The sequence below is a fragment of the Goodfellowiella coeruleoviolacea genome (genome assembly GCF_024171785.1).
GTDB lineage: Bacteria > Actinomycetota > Actinomycetes > Mycobacteriales > Pseudonocardiaceae > Goodfellowiella > Goodfellowiella coeruleoviolacea.
On sequence record NZ_JAMTCK010000008.1, the window covers coordinates 299,599 to 315,796 of the forward strand.

The 16,198-nt window shown below is 72.9% G+C and carries 17 protein-coding genes; 10 read left to right on the forward strand and 7 right to left on the reverse strand.

What is annotated here, in order from left to right; all coding sequences use genetic code 11:
* Nucleotides 1-35 precede the first annotated feature (35 nt).
* The 3 genes from LX83_RS19285 to LX83_RS19295 all read right to left on the reverse strand — a co-directional run bounded on the left by LX83_RS19285 (nucleotide 36) and on the right by LX83_RS19295 (nucleotide 2,027).
* Nucleotides 36-758 carry a cation transporter gene (locus LX83_RS19285; RefSeq protein ID WP_253773320.1) on the reverse strand — a complete coding sequence of 241 codons (723 nt, stop codon included), beginning with the start codon at nucleotides 756-758 and terminating at the stop codon, nucleotides 36-38.
* Entirely contained in the window at nucleotides 755-1,138 is a 384-nt protein-coding gene (cmtR, locus tag LX83_RS19290; protein WP_253773322.1) for a Cd(II)/Pb(II)-sensing metalloregulatory transcriptional regulator CmtR, read from the reverse strand. Before cmtR ends, LX83_RS19285 begins: the two co-directional genes overlap by 4 nt.
* 100 nt (nucleotides 1,139-1,238) lie before the next feature.
* Nucleotides 1,239-2,027, reverse strand: coding sequence for a LysE family translocator (locus tag LX83_RS19295; protein WP_253773324.1), 789 nt, complete (start codon nucleotides 2,025-2,027; stop codon nucleotides 1,239-1,241).
* A 65-nt stretch (nucleotides 2,028-2,092) separates the two neighbouring features.
* Between LX83_RS19295 and LX83_RS19300 the strand changes: the two genes are divergently transcribed.
* On the forward strand, nucleotides 2,093-2,875 hold the full coding sequence (locus tag LX83_RS19300; RefSeq protein ID WP_253773326.1) for an enoyl-CoA hydratase-related protein: 783 nt from the start codon (nucleotides 2,093-2,095) through the stop codon (nucleotides 2,873-2,875).
* 118 nt (nucleotides 2,876-2,993) lie between these two features.
* Nucleotides 2,994-4,316 (forward strand): glycosyltransferase 87 family protein, encoded by a 1,323-nt coding sequence (locus tag LX83_RS19305; protein ID WP_253773328.1) that lies wholly within the window; start codon nucleotides 2,994-2,996, stop codon nucleotides 4,314-4,316.
* On the opposite strand, the gene LX83_RS19310 is transcribed toward LX83_RS19305, so the two are convergent.
* Nucleotides 4,255-4,788, reverse strand: coding sequence for an NUDIX domain-containing protein (locus LX83_RS19310; RefSeq protein WP_253773330.1), 534 nt, complete (start codon nucleotides 4,786-4,788; stop codon nucleotides 4,255-4,257). The two genes, LX83_RS19305 and LX83_RS19310, sit on opposite strands and share 62 nt — an antisense overlap.
* 131 nt (nucleotides 4,789-4,919) lie before the next feature.
* Between LX83_RS19310 and nucS the strand changes: the two genes are divergently transcribed.
* On the forward strand, nucleotides 4,920-5,579 hold the full coding sequence (nucS, locus tag LX83_RS19315) for an endonuclease NucS (RefSeq protein WP_253773332.1): 660 nt from the start codon (nucleotides 4,920-4,922) through the stop codon (nucleotides 5,577-5,579).
* Here nucS and LX83_RS19320 read toward each other — a convergent pair.
* A complete protein-coding gene (locus LX83_RS19320) occupies nucleotides 5,576-6,253 on the reverse strand; it encodes a response regulator (RefSeq protein WP_253773334.1) in 678 nt (225 codons plus the stop codon). The genes nucS and LX83_RS19320 overlap by 4 nt on opposite strands.
* Nucleotides 6,250-7,413: a sensor histidine kinase gene (locus LX83_RS19325; protein WP_253773336.1), complete on the reverse strand. Its 1,164-nt coding sequence runs from the start codon at nucleotides 7,411-7,413 to the stop codon at nucleotides 6,250-6,252. The genes LX83_RS19320 and LX83_RS19325 overlap by 4 nt, the downstream gene beginning before the upstream one ends.
* 229 nt (nucleotides 7,414-7,642) lie before the next feature.
* On the opposite strand from LX83_RS19325, the gene LX83_RS19330 reads away from it, so the two are divergent.
* The 4 genes from LX83_RS19330 to LX83_RS19345 all read left to right on the forward strand — a co-directional run bounded on the left by LX83_RS19330 (nucleotide 7,643) and on the right by LX83_RS19345 (nucleotide 11,865).
* Nucleotides 7,643-7,864, forward strand: coding sequence for a DUF5957 family protein (locus LX83_RS19330; RefSeq protein WP_253773338.1), 222 nt, complete (start codon nucleotides 7,643-7,645; stop codon nucleotides 7,862-7,864).
* Between the two features lie 4 nt (nucleotides 7,865-7,868).
* The gene (locus LX83_RS19335) at nucleotides 7,869-9,386 is read left to right on the forward strand and encodes a multicopper oxidase family protein (protein WP_253773340.1); all 1,518 of its coding nucleotides are present in this window, start codon (nucleotides 7,869-7,871) and stop codon (nucleotides 9,384-9,386) included.
* Nucleotides 9,387-9,865: 479 nt separating this feature from the next.
* The gene (locus tag LX83_RS19340) at nucleotides 9,866-11,548 is read left to right on the forward strand and encodes a sodium:solute symporter family protein (RefSeq protein ID WP_253773342.1); all 1,683 of its coding nucleotides are present in this window, start codon (nucleotides 9,866-9,868) and stop codon (nucleotides 11,546-11,548) included.
* A gap of 11 nt (nucleotides 11,549-11,559) precedes the next feature.
* Nucleotides 11,560-11,865, forward strand: coding sequence for a hypothetical protein (locus LX83_RS19345; protein WP_253773344.1), 306 nt, complete (start codon nucleotides 11,560-11,562; stop codon nucleotides 11,863-11,865).
* A gap of 175 nt (nucleotides 11,866-12,040) precedes the next feature.
* Here LX83_RS19345 and LX83_RS19350 read toward each other — a convergent pair whose 3' ends face one another.
* Nucleotides 12,041-12,208 (reverse strand): hypothetical protein, encoded by a 168-nt coding sequence (locus LX83_RS19350; RefSeq protein ID WP_253773346.1) that lies wholly within the window; start codon nucleotides 12,206-12,208, stop codon nucleotides 12,041-12,043.
* Nucleotides 12,209-12,388: 180 nt separating this feature from the next.
* Between LX83_RS19350 and LX83_RS19355 the strand changes: the two genes are divergently transcribed.
* From LX83_RS19355 to dhaK, 3 genes are all read left to right on the forward strand, one after another.
* Nucleotides 12,389-13,399, forward strand: coding sequence for a DUF3558 family protein (locus LX83_RS19355; RefSeq protein WP_253773348.1), 1,011 nt, complete (start codon nucleotides 12,389-12,391; stop codon nucleotides 13,397-13,399).
* A 145-nt stretch (nucleotides 13,400-13,544) separates the two neighbouring features.
* Nucleotides 13,545-15,077, forward strand: coding sequence for an aldehyde dehydrogenase family protein (locus tag LX83_RS19360; protein WP_253773350.1), 1,533 nt, complete (start codon nucleotides 13,545-13,547; stop codon nucleotides 15,075-15,077).
* Nucleotides 15,078-15,193: 116 nt separating this feature from the next.
* Nucleotides 15,194-16,195 carry a dihydroxyacetone kinase subunit DhaK gene (gene dhaK, locus LX83_RS19365; RefSeq protein ID WP_253773352.1) on the forward strand — a complete coding sequence of 334 codons (1,002 nt, stop codon included), beginning with the start codon at nucleotides 15,194-15,196 and terminating at the stop codon, nucleotides 16,193-16,195.
* Nucleotides 16,196-16,198: the final 3 nt, after the last annotated feature.

The following is a 16,198-nucleotide window of genomic DNA, read 5'->3' on the forward strand; positions in this document are numbered from 1 at the left end:
GCCGGCGGTCCGGTCAACCGGTGTGGCCGGCGTGGTCAGCAGCAGTGCTGACCACGCCAGGCTGCCCGGCCCTCCTGCACCGCCACGGCGGCGATCACCAGCGCGACGATCGGGTCGGCCCAGGACCAGCCGACCAGGGCGTTGAGCAGCAGGCCGACCAGCAGCACACCGGACAGGTAGGTGCACAGCAGGGTCTGCTTGGAATCGGCCACCGCGCTGGCCGAGCCCAGTTCGCGTCCGGCGCGCCGCTGTGCGGCCGACAGGAACGGCATCACCAGCAGGGACACCGCAGCCAGCGCGATGCCCACCGGGGAGTGGTCGGCGGTCTCGGCGCCCAGCAGGGAGCGCACCGACTCGACCGTGACGTAGAGCGCGAGCGCGAAGAAGGACACCGCGATGACCTTCAACGCCGCCCGCTCCCGCTGCTGCGGGTCGGCGCCGGAGAACTGCCAGGCCACCGCGGCGGCCGAGGCGACCTCGATGACCGAGTCCAGGCCGAAGCCGATCAACGCGGTCGAGTCGGCGACCGATCCGGCCGTGAGCGCGACGACCGCCTCGACGAGGTTGTAGGTGATGGTCGCGGCGACCAGCAGCCGCACCCGCCGGGTGAGCACCGCCCGGCGGCGCGGGTCGAGCCGAGGACGGCTGCTGGGCTCGGGCGCGCAGCAGCCGTCCGCGCACCCGGCAGCCGTCCGCGCCGGGACTGCGGCTGGGGCTGGGGTCGGCGACAGGTCGATCCGGTGGTGGCGGGTGCTCATCGGGGTGCCTCCGCTGTGGTCGCGCCCGCGTCGGCCGGGCGCTCGCCGCTCGGGATGTCCGGCGTGTCGTTGAGGCAGGGCTCGGCGGTGTCGACGGCGAGCACGACCTGGACCAGCTCGCCCAGCGCCCGCGCGAGGTGCGCGTCGGCCAGGGCGTAGCGGACCTGGCGGCCCTGGTAGGTGGCCACGACCAGGCCGCAGCCGCGCAGGCAGGACAGGTGGTTGGAGACGTTGGAGCGGGTCAGGCCGAGGTGGTCGGCGAGCTGGGCGGGGTAGCTGACGCCGTCCAGCAGGGCCACCAGGATGCGGCAGCGGGTCGGGTCGGCCAGCGCCCGGCCGAGGCGGGCCAACGCGTCCTCCCGCGTCTCACACTTCAGCATGAGGACAACAGTACAGCGGTGACTGAACTGAAGCTGGGGTCTCGACGGGGTGGGGGCCGCGGCGCACGGGTGGACGGGTGGGGACGGGGTGTCGGCGGGATCAGCCGTCGAGGGCGACGCGCAGGCCCAGGGTGATCAGCACCAGGCCGGTGGCCCACTCCAGGGCGGTGCGGACCCGCTGGGCCGACAGCACCCGCCCGAGCACCGCGACCACCAGGGAGAACACCCGCCACCACAGCACGGCCAGGCCGAGGAAGACCAGGGCCAACACCGCTGAGGTGGCCAGCCTGGGCTCCTCCGGGGTGACGAACTGGGGCAGCAGGGTGAGGAAGAGCAGCGCGATCTTCGGGTTGAGCAGGTTGCTCAGCACGCCCTGCCGGAAGGCCGTGCCCCTGGTCAGGGCGGGCGGCTCGGGCTGGACCGGCGCGCCCGAGGTGGGTGTGCCGGCGGTGGGCGTGCTGGCGGTCGGGCCGGCGACGGTCGGAGCGGTGACCAGCGGTTCGGCCGCGGCTGGTGCGGTGACCAGGGGATCGGTGAGCAGGGGCTCGGTGACCAGGGGCTGGGCCTGGTCCGGGGTGAGCTGGACGGTGGACCGGCGCGCCCTCGGCCGCACCGACCACAGCGCGCTGGCGCCGAGGAAGACCAGGTAGGCCGCGCCGACCAGGCGCACCACCGTGTAGGCGGTGGCGGAGGCGGCCAGCACCGCGGCCAGACCGACCACGGCCGCGGTGGCGTGCACGGCGATGCCGGCGCAGCAGCCCAGCCCGGTCCACCACGCCAGCCTGGCGCCGCCGCGCACGCCATTGCGCAGCACCAGGACCATGTCCGGGCCCGGTGTCACGGTGAGCACCAGGACCACGAGCAGGAACGGGAGCAGCTGGTGGGGCACCGTTCCAGCCTAGCCAGGCCGACACGCCCTTCAGCTGTCGCCGGTTGCGGGCTACCGTGCCGAACATGGGCGATTACCAGCACATTCTCGTGATGCGGGACGGCGACACCGTGCGGATCACGATGAACCGACCGGAACGGCGCAACGCGCTGTCCGCCGACCACCTGGCCGAGCTGCTGGCCGCGTTCCGCGCCACCGCCGCCTCGGACGCCACCGGGGTGATCCTGGCCGGCGCCGGACCGGTGTTCTCCGCCGGCCACGACTTCGCCGACGTGGCCGGGCGCGACCTGGCCGGCGTGCGGGAACTGCTCACCCTGTGCACCGAGCTGATGCGTGCCATCGAGCTGGCCCCGCAGGTGGTGCTGGCCCGGGTGCACGGGCTGGCCACCGCCGCCGGCTGCCAGCTGGTGGCCTCGTGCGACCTGGCCGTGGCCGGGCACAGCGCCGGATTCGCCCTGCCCGGCGGCAAGGGCGGCTGGTTCTGCCACACCCCGGCCGTGCCGGTGGCCCGGTCCATCGGGCGCAAGCGGCTGATGGAGATGGCGTTGACCGGTGACGTCGTCGACGCGCACACCGCCGAGCAGTGGGGCCTGGTGAACCGGGTGGTGCCGGACGCCGAACTCGACGCGGCGGCCACCGAACTGCTGGCCCGCGCCACCAGGGGCAGCCGGGCCAGCAAGGCCCTGGGCAAGCAGACCCTCTACGCCCAGCTGGACCGGCCCGAGGTGGACGCCTACGCCCTCGCCGTCGAGGTGATGGCCGCCAGCGCGCAGACGCCCTCGGCCAAGGAGGGCATGGCCGCCTTCCTGGCCAAGCGGCCACCGGTCTGGCCGACCGGGCGGGAGTGAGACCCCACCGGGCGCAATCCGTCCCCCGTTAGGGGTTGACCTGCGGTTTTGGTGCGAGTGGCGGTGGCCTGGCCGGCTATCGTGCCCCTCGGCCGGGGGCGGTGGGAGCGTGCCGGGGGTGACTGCGGTGGCCGGCGATGCGGCGGAGAGCCCGGGGGCCGCGCCAGGGCGCGTCACCGGGACGCCGTCCCGGACCGGCCGACGGGACCAGGCGCTCGCCGTCGGTCTCGGCCTGCTGCTGCTCGGCGCGACCGCGGTGGGCGCGGTGGCCGAGCACGCCGCTGGCCGGCCCTGGATGGATCTGGCGGTGTACCGGGCCGCCGGGCAGGCCGTGCTGGCCGGGCAGCCGCTCTACGAGGTGGTCACCGACCTGGGGCTGGAGTACACCTATCCGCCGCTGACCAGCGTGCTGTTCGTGCCGTTCGCCCTGCTCGGCGTGGACGCGGCCGTCGCCGTCTGGACGGTGCTGTCCGTGCTGTGCCTGGTGCTGCTGTGCTGGGTGGTGCTGGCCGGGCTGGGCGTGGCGACACCGGAGCGGCGGCCCCTGCTCGCGGTGCTCGCCACCACCGCGGCGCTGCCCCTCTACCCGGTGGCCAACCACCTGGTCCTCGGCCAGGTCAGCGTGCTGGTCGTGGCCCTGGTCGTGGTCAGCACGATCGGGGCACGGCGGCAGAGCACGACCGGGATCGGGGTCGGCCTGGCCGCCGCGGCCAAGCTGACCCCGCTGATCTTCATCGGCTACCTGCTGCTGAGCGGGCGCGGCAGGGCCGCCGGCACGGCCGCGGGCGTGTTCGTGGCCGCCGCGGCCGTGGGCTTCCTGCTGTTCCCGCACGACTCGGCCACCTACTGGAGTGGCCTGTTCCTGGACACCAGCCGGGTGACCGCCGACCCGGCGCGGGTGATCAACCAGTCGCTGCGCGGCATGCTGCTGCGGCTGACCAGCCCGGCGGCCGCCGCCGACGGCGCGGTCGACCCGCTGTGGCTGCCGGTCGCCGCCCTGGTCGGGGCGGCGGGGCTGGTGACGGCCGCCGCGGCCAGCCGGCGCGGCCAGGAACTCGCCGGGGTGCTGTGCTGCGCGGTGACCGGGCTGCTGGTGTCCCCGGTGTCCTGGGACCACCACTGGATCTGGGTGGTCCCAGGGCTGCTGTTCCTGGCCGCGCACGTCCGGTTCGGGCCGGGCTGGTTCGGGGTGGCCGTGGCGTGGCTGGGGGTGGCCGCCACCTTCCGGTGGGAGGACTACCCCGACGGCGCTGACCCGTTCCTGCGCACCGGGGCCGGCGCGCTGTTCGGCAACCTCTACGTGCTCGCCGGCCTGGCCGCCCTGGCCTACGCCGCCTGCTGGGTCTGCCTCCGGCCGCCCCTGGCGTCGCCGCCGCAGGTCAGGCCCGGTACTCGTGCAGCAGCAGCAGGGTGTAGGCGGCCACCGACTGGGCGTCGGTGATCTGCCCGCGCGCGATCATCGCCTCGACCTCGGCGCGCGGGAACCAGGCGGCCCGCATGTCCTGCTCCTCCAGTTCCCGCTCGGGTGCCCCCTCGGTCAGCTCGGTGGCCAGGAACACCCGGCCGCGCTGGCTGGTCAGGCCCGGTGCCACGTCCAGCGTGCCGAGTTCGACCATGCGGCCGGCGCGCAGCCCGGTCTCCTCGCGCAGCTCCCGCTCGGCCAGCACCAGCGGGTCCACGTCGGCCCGGTCCGGCGCGGTGCCCTGCGGGAACTCCCACCGGCGCATGCCCAGCGGGTAGCGGAACTGCTCGACTAAGTGCAGCCGTTCCCCGTCCAACGGGATCACCAGCGCGTAGGGCGGCTTGTCCACCACCCCGTAGATGCCGGTGCTGCCGTCGGCCCGGCGGATCGGGTCCTCCCGCACGGTCATCCACGGGTTCGCGTACACCTGGCGAGAGCCGAGTTTCTCCACGTCCTGTTCCTCCCGCGCCCATCGTCCGATTCAGTCGGGGTTGGCCTGTTCCGCGCGCCCCTCCTGCGGGGATGACATTGTCAACCCCGCCCGGAGGCCGGCGCGGCGCGCCGTCCTACTAGCCTGGCTCGGTGCGCCTCGTCATCGCTCGTTGCCAAGTTGACTACGTCGGTCGGCTGACCGCGCATCTGCCCATGGCCCAGCGGCTGCTCATGGTGAAAGCGGACGGCTCGGTCCTCGTGCACTCCGACGGCGGCTCCTACAAGCCGCTGAACTGGATGTCGCCGCCCTGCTGGCTGATGGAGGAGCCGGGCATGTGGGTGGTGCAGAACAAGGCCGGTGAGAAGCTGCTGATCACCATCGACGAGGTGCTGCACGAGTCAAAGCACGAGCTGGGTGTGGACCCGGGCCTGGTCAAGGACGGGGTCGAGGCCCACCTGCAGGAGCTGCTCGCCGAGCACGTCACCACCCTGGGCGCGGGCTGGACGCTGGTCCGCCGCGAGTACCCGACCGCCATCGGCCCGGTCGACCTGATGTGCCGCGACGCCGACGGCCGGGCCGTGGCCGTGGAGATCAAGCGGCGCGGCGAGATCGACGGGGTGGAGCAGCTCACCCGGTACCTGGAACTGCTCAACCGCGACCCGCTGCTGGCGCCGGTGCAGGGCGTGTTCGCCGCCCAGCAGATCAAGCCGCAGGCCCGCACGCTCGCCGAGGACCGGGGCATCCGCTGCGTGGTGCTGGACTACGACGCCCTGCGCGGCACCGAGTCCGACGAGTTCCGGCTGTTCTAGTCCTGGTCGGGTGGCCCGGCCTGGCCCGGGCGGACCAGGCCGCTCTCGTAGGCGATGTGCACCAGCTGGGCGCGGTCGCGCGCGGCCAGCTTGGTCAGCAGCCGGCTGACGTAGGTGCGGACCGTGGCCGGGCTGAGGAACAGCCGCTCGGCGATCTCCTGGTTGGCGTGGCCGGCCGCGACCTCGGCGAGCAGTTCGCGTTCCCGCTCGGTGAGCCCGGCCAGCCGCGCCGGGTCGGTGCGCGGCCGGCCGTCCGCCACCGCGGCCAGCACCCGGCGGGTGACCGACGGGGACAGCAGGGCCTCGCCGCCGGCCACCGTGCGCACGGCCGCGCGCAGCTGGTCCGGCTCGGTGTTCTTGAGCAGGAAACCCGCGGCGCCCACCCGGATCGCGTCGAAGATGTGCTCGTCGGTGTCGAAGGTGGTCAGCACCACCACCCGCACGTGGCGCAGCCGCTGGTCGGCCACGATCCGCCGGGTCGCCTCGATGCCGTCCACCCCGGGCATGCGGATGTCCATCAGCACCACGTCCGGCCGCTGGGCGAGCACCACGGCCACGCCGGCCGCGCCGTCGGCGGCCTCGCCGACCACGGTGATGTCCTCGGCCCGCTCCAGCAGCGCGCACAGGCCGGCCCGCATCAGGTGCTGGTCGTCGACGAGCACCACGCGGATCACGCCGGCACCGCCAGCGGCAGGGACGCGTCCACCCGGCAGCCGGTGCCCGGCCGCGAGCCCACCGCCACCCGGCCGCCCAGCAGGCTGGCGCGCTCCCGCATGCCCGCGATGCCGCGTCCGGTGTCGGCCTGCTCCGGTCGGGCCAGGCCCTGGCCGTCGTCGGTGACGCTGATCTCCAACCGGTCGTCGAGGTAGCGCAGATCGACCTGCACGCTGCTGGCCCTGGCGTGGCGCAGGCAGTTGGTCAGCGCCTCCTGCACGATCCGGTACGCGGTGGTGTCCACCACCACCGGCAGCGGCACGGGCTCGCCGAGGGTGCGCAGCCGCACCGGCAGGCCGCTCCGGCTGGTCGCCGCCACCAGCGCGTCCAGGTGCCGCAGGCCGCCCACCGGGGTGCGGGCCTCGGGCTCGTCCGGGCCCCGCAGCAGCCCGAGCGTGCCGCGCAGCTCCCGCACGGCCTCGTCACTGGCCAGCCGGATCACCCCCAGCGCGGCGCGGGCCGCCTCGGGGTCGTCGGCCAGTGCCTCGTCCGCGACCGCGGCCTGCACCCGGACCACCGCGATGGTGTGGCCCAGCACGTCGTGCAGGTCCCTGGCGATGCGCAGCCGCTCCTGCTCGACCCGCCGGCGCGCCTCCCGCTCCCGCTCGGCCGCGGCCTGCCGCGCGGCGCGCCGCTGCTCGTCGCGCAGCAGCCGGGTGGCCCGCACGGCCGCGCCCAGCGCGATCGCGGTCAGCATCAGGCCGACGGTGGAGGCCAGCTCGAAGCCGAGCAGGTAGGCCGGGTCGTCGCCCTCGGCCAGCCGGAACGCCGTGCTCACCAGGAGCAGCGCGGCCGCGGTGCCGGTGGCGGCGACCAGCTTGCCGGCCTCGGCCGCCGAGTACAGCGCGGCCGCCACCGGCAGCGCCAGCCCGATCGCCGGGTAGCCGGCCGCGTAGTAGGCGAGCAGCCCGGTCGCCGCGGCCACCAGCGCCAGCACCGGGAACTGGCGGCGCACCAGCATCAACGCGCCCAGGCCGGCCGCGAACAGGTAGGCCACCACGTCGGGCTGGCGGTCACCGCCCAGGTCCATGCTGATCGCCGTGGCCACCACCACCGACACGGCCGCGCCGAGCACGGCGTCCGCGCGCCCGCCCCGGCGCCAGCGCTGTCCCTCGTCCACCCGGCGAGAATAACCAGTCGCCACGGTTTTTCCAGTCGCCCGGTGCTGACTGTGAATGTCGCCTGGTGACGACGTCCGGTGCGGGTCGGTGTTGGTGGAAATCGTCGTGAACTGACGATCCACGGCCGCTCACATTCCCGCGCACACCTGCCACGATCTGCGTCGACGCCGAATTCGGTGGAAATGTCGACGGTGGGTTCCGCGGAGAAGAAAAGCGGGAAGAAACAGCATGAGAACACTGGGTGTGGCCATTCTTGGCCTTTTCGCCGGCCTGGCGGTCGGTTTTCTAGTATTCAGCGAGCTGGTCGGCAGGCTGGTGGTCGGGAACGGGACGGTGGCCGCGCCGTGGGCCGCGGTGATCGGGTTCGGCCCGCAGGTGCTGGCCGTGGTCGGCGCGGTGGTGGCCGTGCTGGTCGACCGGGGCCGGCGCGGCCGGGCGGGGCGGGAGTAGCGCCGTGGCACTGTCCCGACGACACCTGCTGCGCCTGGCCGCCGGCGGGGTGCTGCTCACCCCGTTCGCGGCGGGCTGTTCCGCGCTGGGCACCGGCGGTGGCGCCAACCAGGAGACCGAGTCCAGTGCTGGCGGCCTGCTGACCAGCGAGTTAGCCCTGCCCGCGCCGTTCACCGCGCCGCTGCCGGTGCCGCCGGTGCTGCGGCCGACCCGCAGCGACGCGGACACCGACTACTACGAGATCACCCAGCGGGTCGGCGAGCAGGAGATCCTGCCCGGCCTGCGCACCCGGGTGTGGGGCTACGACGGGACGTTCCCCGGACCGACCATCGAGTCGCGGCGCGGCCGGCGGACCGTGGTCCGCCACCGCAACGAGCTGCCCGTGCCCGTCGTGGTCCACCTGCACGGCGGGCGCACCCCACCCGAGCACGACGGCTACCCCACGGACGTGATCGCCCCGGGTGGCACCCGCGACTACGCGTACCCGCTGGACCAGCCCTCGGCCACGCTCTGGTACCACGACCACCGGATGGACTTCACCGGCCCGCAGGTCTACCGCGGCCTGGCCGGGTTCCACCTGGTGCGCGACGACGTGGAGCAGGCACTGGGGCTGCCGGCCGGGGACCGGGACGTGCCGCTGATGATCGCCGACCGGGCCTTCGCCGCGGACGGCTCGCTGCGCTACCCGTCGCTGGACCCCTCGCTGACCGGCCAGCCCGGGGTCACCGCCGAGCACATGAGCGGGGTGCTCGGGGACTGCGTGCTGGTCAACGGCGCGCCGTGGCCGGTGCTGGAGGTGACCAACACCCGCTACCGGTTCCGGCTGCTCAACGCCTCCAACGCGCGCCGCTACCGGCTCGCCCTGGACCCGCCGCCACCGCGGGGGCCGGCCTTCACCCAGATCGGCAGCGACCAGGGGCTGCTCGCCGCGCCGGTCGGGCACGACGCGCTGCACCTGGCCCAGGCCGAGCGCTTCGACGTGGTCGTGGACTTCTCCGGCTACCCGCTCGGCCAGCGGGTGACGCTGGTGAACCAGCTCGGCCGGGGCGGCACGGCCCAGGTGATGCGGTTCGTGGTGGCCCGCAGGGGAACCGACGACAGCCGCGTCCCCGCGAAGCTCGCCGAGGTCGAGCCGCTGACCCGCGCGCAGGCGGTGGTGGAGCGGGAGTTCACGTTCCAGCGGGGTGGTGGGGCCGCCCACCACGGCGTCACCCCGTGGACGGTGAACGGGCAGCCGTTCCACCCGGACCACCTCGCGGCCGAGCCCGCCCTGGGCACGGTGGAGCTGTGGCGGCTGCGCGCGCAGAACGTGCCGCACCCGATCCACATCCACCTGGCGCCGTTCCAGGTGCTCAACCCGGGCCGGTACGCGACCGGCTGGAAGGACACGGTCGACCTGGGCAGCGGCGACGAGGCCGAGGTGCTGCTGCGCTTCGACGGCTACCGGGGCAAGTACGTGTTCCACTGCCACAACCTGGAACACGAGGACATGATGATGATGGCCAACTTCCAGGTGCGCTGACCGGTCGAGGGCGGCTTGAGCGCGCCGCGAGCGCCCCGCGGTTCAGTGGCAGCGGCGCAGTGGTGGGGGTCCGGGGTCGGCGGGGTGCCGCGCCCCGGGCCGTCCGGTGGTCGGGGCGATCTTCCGCGGCGCTCCGCTGATCTTCCTGGGTGACCGGACCCGCGTCCGGGTATGTGCCCGGCGTGTGCGGGCGTGACGTGTCTGTGTGTGGCCGGCGGCGGTCGCGGCTCCCTGAGCGAGGTACCTCCGCTTGGAGTAGTCGAGTGGCCGGGGGGTGTGATCTATGTAACGCTCACCTCCGGTGGGGGGCGTTCCAGCTGGTCGGGGCGGGTGCGAACGGGTTAATTGGTAGGGGCCCGCAACAAATTCGGGCACGGTTGTGTTTCGGCTGGTATACGGCAGGGCTACTGCGCGGTAATGTTTGAGCACTCCACCTTCTTGGTGAGTGTTGTTCGAAGGTGTTGGCTTGGAGGTGGCCTGTGTCCGTGCTGGCCGCAGCGGATCTCCGGTTGGACGCCGGGCCGCTCGACTACGCCCTGCTCGTTCTGTACTTCCTGCTGGTCCTCGGCATCGGCGTGATGGCGCGCCGGTCGATCTCGTCCAGCCTGGACTTCCTGCTCTCCGGTCGGTCGCTCCCGGCGTGGGTCACCGGTCTGGCGTTCATCTCCGCCAATCTCGGCGCGATCGAACTGCTGGGCATGGCGGCCAACGGCGCCCAGTACGGCATGCCGACCGTGCACTACTACTGGATCGGCGCGATCCCGGCCATGTTGTTCCTCGGCCTGGTGATGATGCCGTTCTACTACGGCTCCAAGGTCCGCAGCGTGCCGGAGTTCCTGCGCCGCCGCTTCGGCAAGGGCGCCCACCTGGTCAACGCGATCAGCTTCGCACTCGCCCAGGTGCTCATCGCCGGCGTCAACCTGTACGCCCTGGCCCTGCTGCTGAACCTGCTGCTGGGCTGGCCCATCCCGCTGTCGATCGTGATCGCCGCGCTCATCGTGCTCGCCTACACCGCGCTGGGCGGGCTGTCCGCGGCCATCTACAACGAGGTCCTGCAGTTCTTCGTGATCGTGGCCGCGCTGACCCCGCTGACCATCGCCGGCCTGTACAAGGTGGGCGGCTGGAGCGGGCTGGTGGACCGGATCAGCAACGGGCCGGGCGGGGCCGAGCAGACCTCGGCCTGGCCGGCCACCGAGCTGACCGGGCTGAACAATCCCGTGCTCAGCGTGATCGGCCTGGTCTTCGGCCTCGGCTTCGTGCTGTCCTTCGGCTACTGGACCACCAACTTCGCCGAGGTGCAGCGCGCGCTGTCGGCCAAGAGCATGTCCGCGGCCCGGCGCACCCCGATCATCGGCGCCTACCCCAAGCTGCTGATCCCGGCCGTGGTGGTCATCCCCGGCATGATCGCCGCGGTGGTGGTGCCGCAGCTGTCCGAACTCAAGGCCACCGGACAGGGCGACGTCGCCTACAACGACGCGCTCCCGCTGCTCATGCGCGACCTGCTGCCCAACGGCATGCTCGGCATCGCGATCACCGGTCTGCTCGCCTCGTTCATGGCCGGGGTGGCCGCCAACGTCAGCTCGTTCAACACGGTGTTCACCTACGACCTGTGGCAGGACTACGTCGTCAAGGACAAGCCGGACGAGTACTACCTGCGGATCGGCCGGCTGGCCACGGTGGGCGGCACGGTGGTGGCGATCGGCACCGCGTTCATCGCCTCGGGCTACGGCAACATCATGGACTACATCCAGTCCCTGTTCTCGTTCTTCAACGCGCCGCTGTTCGCCACGTTCATCCTGGGCATGTTCTGGAAGCGGATGTCGCCGTCGGCCGGCTGGGCCGGCCTGGTGTTCGGCACGCTCGGCGCGGTGGCGGTGTTCACCCTCTCCGAGACCGGCGTGCTCAACCTGCCCGGCCAGGGCGCCAGCTTCCTGGGTGCCGGGGTGGCGTTCGTGCTGGACATCGTGGTGAGCGTGGCCGTCTCGCTGGCCACCAAGCCGGTGCCGCAGGAGCGGCTGGTCGGGCTGGTCTACGGGCTCACCCCGAAGGAGAGCCTCAAGCACGACGCCACGGGTGAGAACGCCGGCTGGTACCGGTCGCCCGGTCTGCTCGCCGGCATCGCCCTGGCGATCACCATCGTCCTCAACATCGTGTTCGGCTGAGGGAGGCCCAGGTGAGCAAGGGAAGCAGTGCGAACGCGGGCGCCAGGAGCCACAAAGCCGGCCTGTTCGACCTGCGGTGGATCATCACCCTGCTGTTCGCGGTCTACGGGGTCACCCTGGTGGTGACCGGGATCGGCTTCACCTCGGAAGCCGACATCGCGCGGGCCGGCGGCATCAACATCAACACCTGGTCCGGTGTGGGCATGCTGCTGCTGGCCGCGTTCTTCGCGGTGTGGAGCCTGATGCGGCCGCTGCGGGTGCCGGACGAGCCGGCGGAGACACCCACCAACGGCGCCACTGGCGCTGGTGAGCGGTAACCCCGGGTGGCCCCGGCCAAGACGGGGCCCCTCACGGGTCGGCGACCGACGGGTCGGCGACTCCGAAGGCTCAGTGATCTGATTGTGATTGGCGAGCTGATCTGACGGTCAGACGACCTGTCCCACCTGGTTCGGGTTCCCCCGGGACGGGGACGGTGACACCAGGTGGGACGGGTCAGCGCCGCCGGCCGCGGTGGTGCGGGTAGACGGGGTTGAACGCCTCCACGGTCCAGTCGTCGATCCAGCGCACGGCCCTGCTCAGGCCGGTAGCCAGGGTCGCGCCGCGTGCCCTGGTCGCGAGGCGGCCACGTCCGGGGCCGGTCTGCCTCGGCTTGAACTTCACGAGGATCTCCTCTCGTTGGGTTGGTCACCTGCCTCCTGGTACAGCGTGCTGAGCTGCTGAATCGTTCCGGTTTCCCACGGTGACGCCGAACACGCTGACAGTGGTGGGGGAGGCACGGCGATTTCGCTCAATTGGAGGTTCCTGACCCAGTCTGGGCTACCGGCCGCTACCGTGCACGTCGTGCCCCGTGCTGCTCGATCCCTGCTCGCCGCCGTGACCGCCTGCTGCGCCGTTGGCGCGCTCGTGGCCTGTGGGGCCACCGAGGACCTCGCCAAGAAGACCTTCCCGCGCACCACCGTCCCGGCCGCGCGGCACGACCCGGCCTCGCCGGCCACCAGCCGCAGCACCGCGCCCAGCGGCGAACCGGCCGACCCGGCCTTCACCCCGGACAAGCTCCGCCTGGTCGACCCGTGCCAGCTGCTGGACACCAGCGTGCTGGCCGAACTGGGCACGCCGGCCAAGGCGGACCCCGAGGGGTTCTCCGAGTGCAACAACTTCATGCAGGACAAGCAGGGCAAGGACCTGAGCATCTCGGTGAGCGTCGGGGACACGTTCACCACCGAGGTGGCGCAGGCCACCACCAAGATCGGTGGTCTGTGGGCCGCGGAGAGCGAGCTGGAGGACAGCGGCGCCTGCTTCGTCAACCTGATCCTGCAGGACAACCCCGGCCTGGGCATCACCATCCAGACCGGCTACGACCACGGCGACCCGTGCGAGCCGGCCCGCACCGTGGCCGAGTCGGTGGCCGACCGGATGACCCGGGGCGCGCCCACCAGAACCCCCCAGCCGGGCTCCCTGATCACGGTTGACCCGTGCACGGTGGTGGGCGCCGGGCCGATCAGCGAGGTGGTCGGGGACAAGCGCGACCTGTTCGCCTACGGCCTGTACCACTGCTCGTGGGACGGCAGCAACGGCGTGGAGCTGTCCCTGGACCTGCGCGAGGCCTACGACCCCAAGGACGACGGCGTCGCCTCGGTCGACCTCGGCGGCGGGCACACCGCCTACCAGCGGGCGGACAACAACTCCTACCCCAGCTGTGAACTGTCCTGGGTGCACCGCCCGATCAACGGCGACGGGCTCGGCGAGGTGGTCGAGGTGCAGGTGGACAACATCGACAACATCCAGCTCGACGTGTGCGCCAAGGCCCAGGGCTTTGCCAGGGCGCTGCTGCCGGCGCTGCCCACGGCCTGACCGGCCGGTGCGGTGGAGATCGCGCCGGACGCCCAGTTGAGGCGCATATGCACCTTGCGCATCCGGTAAACCGGGTGCTGACGCGGGTTGTCCAGACGCCGTACTCTTCAGTAACGCCCGGTTGTGATCACCTGGGGAGGGGCCGATGACGCAGACAGCCTCGGACAAGGCGCCGCTCGCGCCGGCTACCAGCACCACAGGACACCCCGACACCGACCGTGAGCTGCTGTCCTGCCACGACCCGCGCACCGGCGAGCTGCTGGGCGAGTACCCGGTGCACACCGCCGCCGACGTCGCCGACGCCGTGGCCAGGGCCGCCGAGGCCGGGCAGTGGTGGGCCGCGCTGAGCTTCGCCGAGCGCCGCCAGCACCTGGACCAGTGGCGGCGGCTGCTGCTGCACCGGCAGGACGAGCTGGTGAACCTGATCAGCGCGGAGACCGGCAAGCCGGCCGACGACGCCCGCCTGGAGCTGGTGCTGGTCATCGACCACCTGCACTGGGCGGCGCGCAACGCCGCCCGCGTGCTCGGCCGGCGCAAGGTCCCGGCCGGCCTGCTGATGGCCAACCAGGTGGCCACCCTGGAGTACCAGCCGTTGGGCGTGGTCGGCGTGATCGGACCGTGGAACTACCCGGCGTTCACCCCCATGGGGTCCATCGCCTACGCCCTGGCCGCCGGCAACGCCGTGGTGTTCAAGCCCAGCGAGCTGACCCCGGGTGTCGGCCACTTCCTCGCGGACACCCTCGCCCAGGTGGTGGGTGAGCGGCCGGTGCTGTCGGTGGTCACCGGCTACGGCGAGACCGGCGCCGCCCTGTGCCGGTCCGGCGTGGCCAAGGTGGCGTTCACCGGCTCGACCGCCACGGCCAAGCGGGTGATGGCGGCCTGCGCCGAGTCGCTCACCCCGGTGCTGGTCGAGTGCGGTGGCAAGGACGCGCTGATCGTCGACTCCGACGCCGACCTGGACGCGGCGGCCCAGGCCGCGGTGTGGGGCGGGATGTCCAACGCCGGCCAGACCTGCGTCGGCGTGGAGCGGGTGTACGTGGTGGAGGCGGTGGCCGACCGGTTCATCGAGCTGGTCACCGCCCGCGCCGGCAGGCTGCGGCCCGGGGGCGAGCCCGGCGCCGACCTGGGGCCGATCACCCTGCCCAGGCAGGTGGACATCATCCGGGAGCACGTGCGGGACGCGCTGGACCGGGGCGGCCGGGCCGTGGTCGGCGGGCCCGAGTCGATCCGGCCGCCGTTCGTGGAGCCGGTGGTGCTGGTCGACGTGCCCGAGGACGCCGCGGCCGTGACCGACGAGACCTTCGGCCCCACCCTGACCATCACCCGGGTGGCCGACGCGGACGAGGCCGTGCGCCTGGCCAACGCCAGCCGCTACGGACTGGGCGGCACGGTGTTCGCCCGGGCCCGCGGGGACGAACTGGCGCGGGCGCTGCGGGCCGGCATGGTGGCGGTCAACTCGGTGATCTCCTTCGCCGCGGTCCCGTCGCTGCCCTTCGGCGGGGTCGGCGACTCCGGGTTCGGCCGCATCCACGGCGAGGACGGCCTGCGCGAGTTCGCCAGGGCCAAGTCGATCACCCGCAAGCGGTTCCGGGTGCCGCTGCAACCGATGACCTTCGACCGGGGCTCGCGCACGGTGCGCCGGCTGATGCGGCTGATCCAGCTGCGCTACCGCCGCTGAGGCTGGTCGGCGCGGTCCGCGTGAGTTGGCCCGGTGGAGTTTCCAGGTCGGGCCGACTCGGGTAGGAATGGCCTGGCGGGGCCAGCTCAGAGGCGAGCACACCCGCGGGAGGCCAGATGAAGAAGATCATCAACGATCCGTCGACGGTGGTGGCCGAGGCGCTGCGCGGCATGGCCGCCGCCCACCCCGACCTGCTGCGGGTGCACACCGACCCCGCGTTCATCGTGCGCGCCGACGGCCCGGTCGCCGGCAAGGTCGCGGTCGTCTCCGGCGGCGGCTCCGGGCACGAGCCGCTGCACGGCGGGTTCGTGGGCATGGGCATGCTCGACGCGGCCTGCCCCGGCGCGGTGTTCACCTCGCCCACCCCCGACCAGGTGCAGGCCGCCATCGCCGCCGCCGACGGCGGTGCCGGGGCGCTGCTGCTGGTCAAGAACTACACCGGGGACGTGCTCAACTTCGAGACCGCGGCCGAGCTGGCCGTGATCGACGGCACCGAGGTGCGCACCGTGCTCATCGACGACGACGTGGCCGTGCAGGACTCGCTGTACACGGCGGGCCGGCGCGGGGTCGGCGGCACCGTGCTGGTGGAGAAGATCGTGGGCGCCGCCGCCGAGCGCGGCGACGACCTGGCCGGCTGCGAGGCGCTGGCCAGGCGGGTGGTGGGCCAGGTGCGGTCCATGGGCCTGGCGCTGACCGCGGGCACCGTGCCGCACGTGGGTGAGCCCAGCTTCACGCTCGGCGCGGACGAGATGGAGATCGGCATCGGCATCCACGGCGAGCCCGGCCGGGCCAGGGTGAGCGTCGAGCCGGCCGACGTCATGGTGCGGCGGCTGCTCGACCCGATCCTGGCCGATCTGCCGTTCGGCAAGGGCGACCGGGTGCTGCTGTTCACCAACTCCATGGGCGGCACCCCGCTGATCGAGCTGTACCTGGCGCACGGCATCGCCGAGCGGCTGCTGGCCGAACGCGGCATCGTGGTCGAGCGCCGCCTGGTCGGCCCGTACACCACCAGCCTGGAGATGCAGGGCATGAGCCTGACGCTGCTGCGGCTGGACGACGAACTGATCGAGCTGTGGGACGCGCCCGTGCGCACCCCGGCACTGCGGTGGGGAGCGTGAACC

What these genes read in the sequence shown, in the direction of transcription:
- LX83_RS19285 (WP_253773320.1), bottom strand. Translation starts at nt 758, where the DNA reads ATGAGCACCCGCCACCACCGGATCGACCTGTCGCCGACCCCAGCCCCA.
- cmtR (WP_253773322.1), bottom strand. Translation starts at nt 1,138, where the DNA reads ATGCTGAAGTGTGAGACGCGGGAGGACGCGTTGGCCCGCCTCGGCCGG.
- LX83_RS19300 (WP_253773326.1), top strand. Translation starts at nt 2,093, where the DNA reads ATGGGCGATTACCAGCACATTCTCGTGATGCGGGACGGCGACACCGTG.
- LX83_RS19330 (WP_253773338.1), top strand. Translation starts at nt 7,643, where the DNA reads ATGAGAACACTGGGTGTGGCCATTCTTGGCCTTTTCGCCGGCCTGGCG.
- LX83_RS19360 (WP_253773350.1), top strand. Translation starts at nt 13,545, where the DNA reads ATGACGCAGACAGCCTCGGACAAGGCGCCGCTCGCGCCGGCTACCAGC.
- dhaK (WP_253773352.1), top strand. Translation starts at nt 15,194, where the DNA reads ATGAAGAAGATCATCAACGATCCGTCGACGGTGGTGGCCGAGGCGCTG.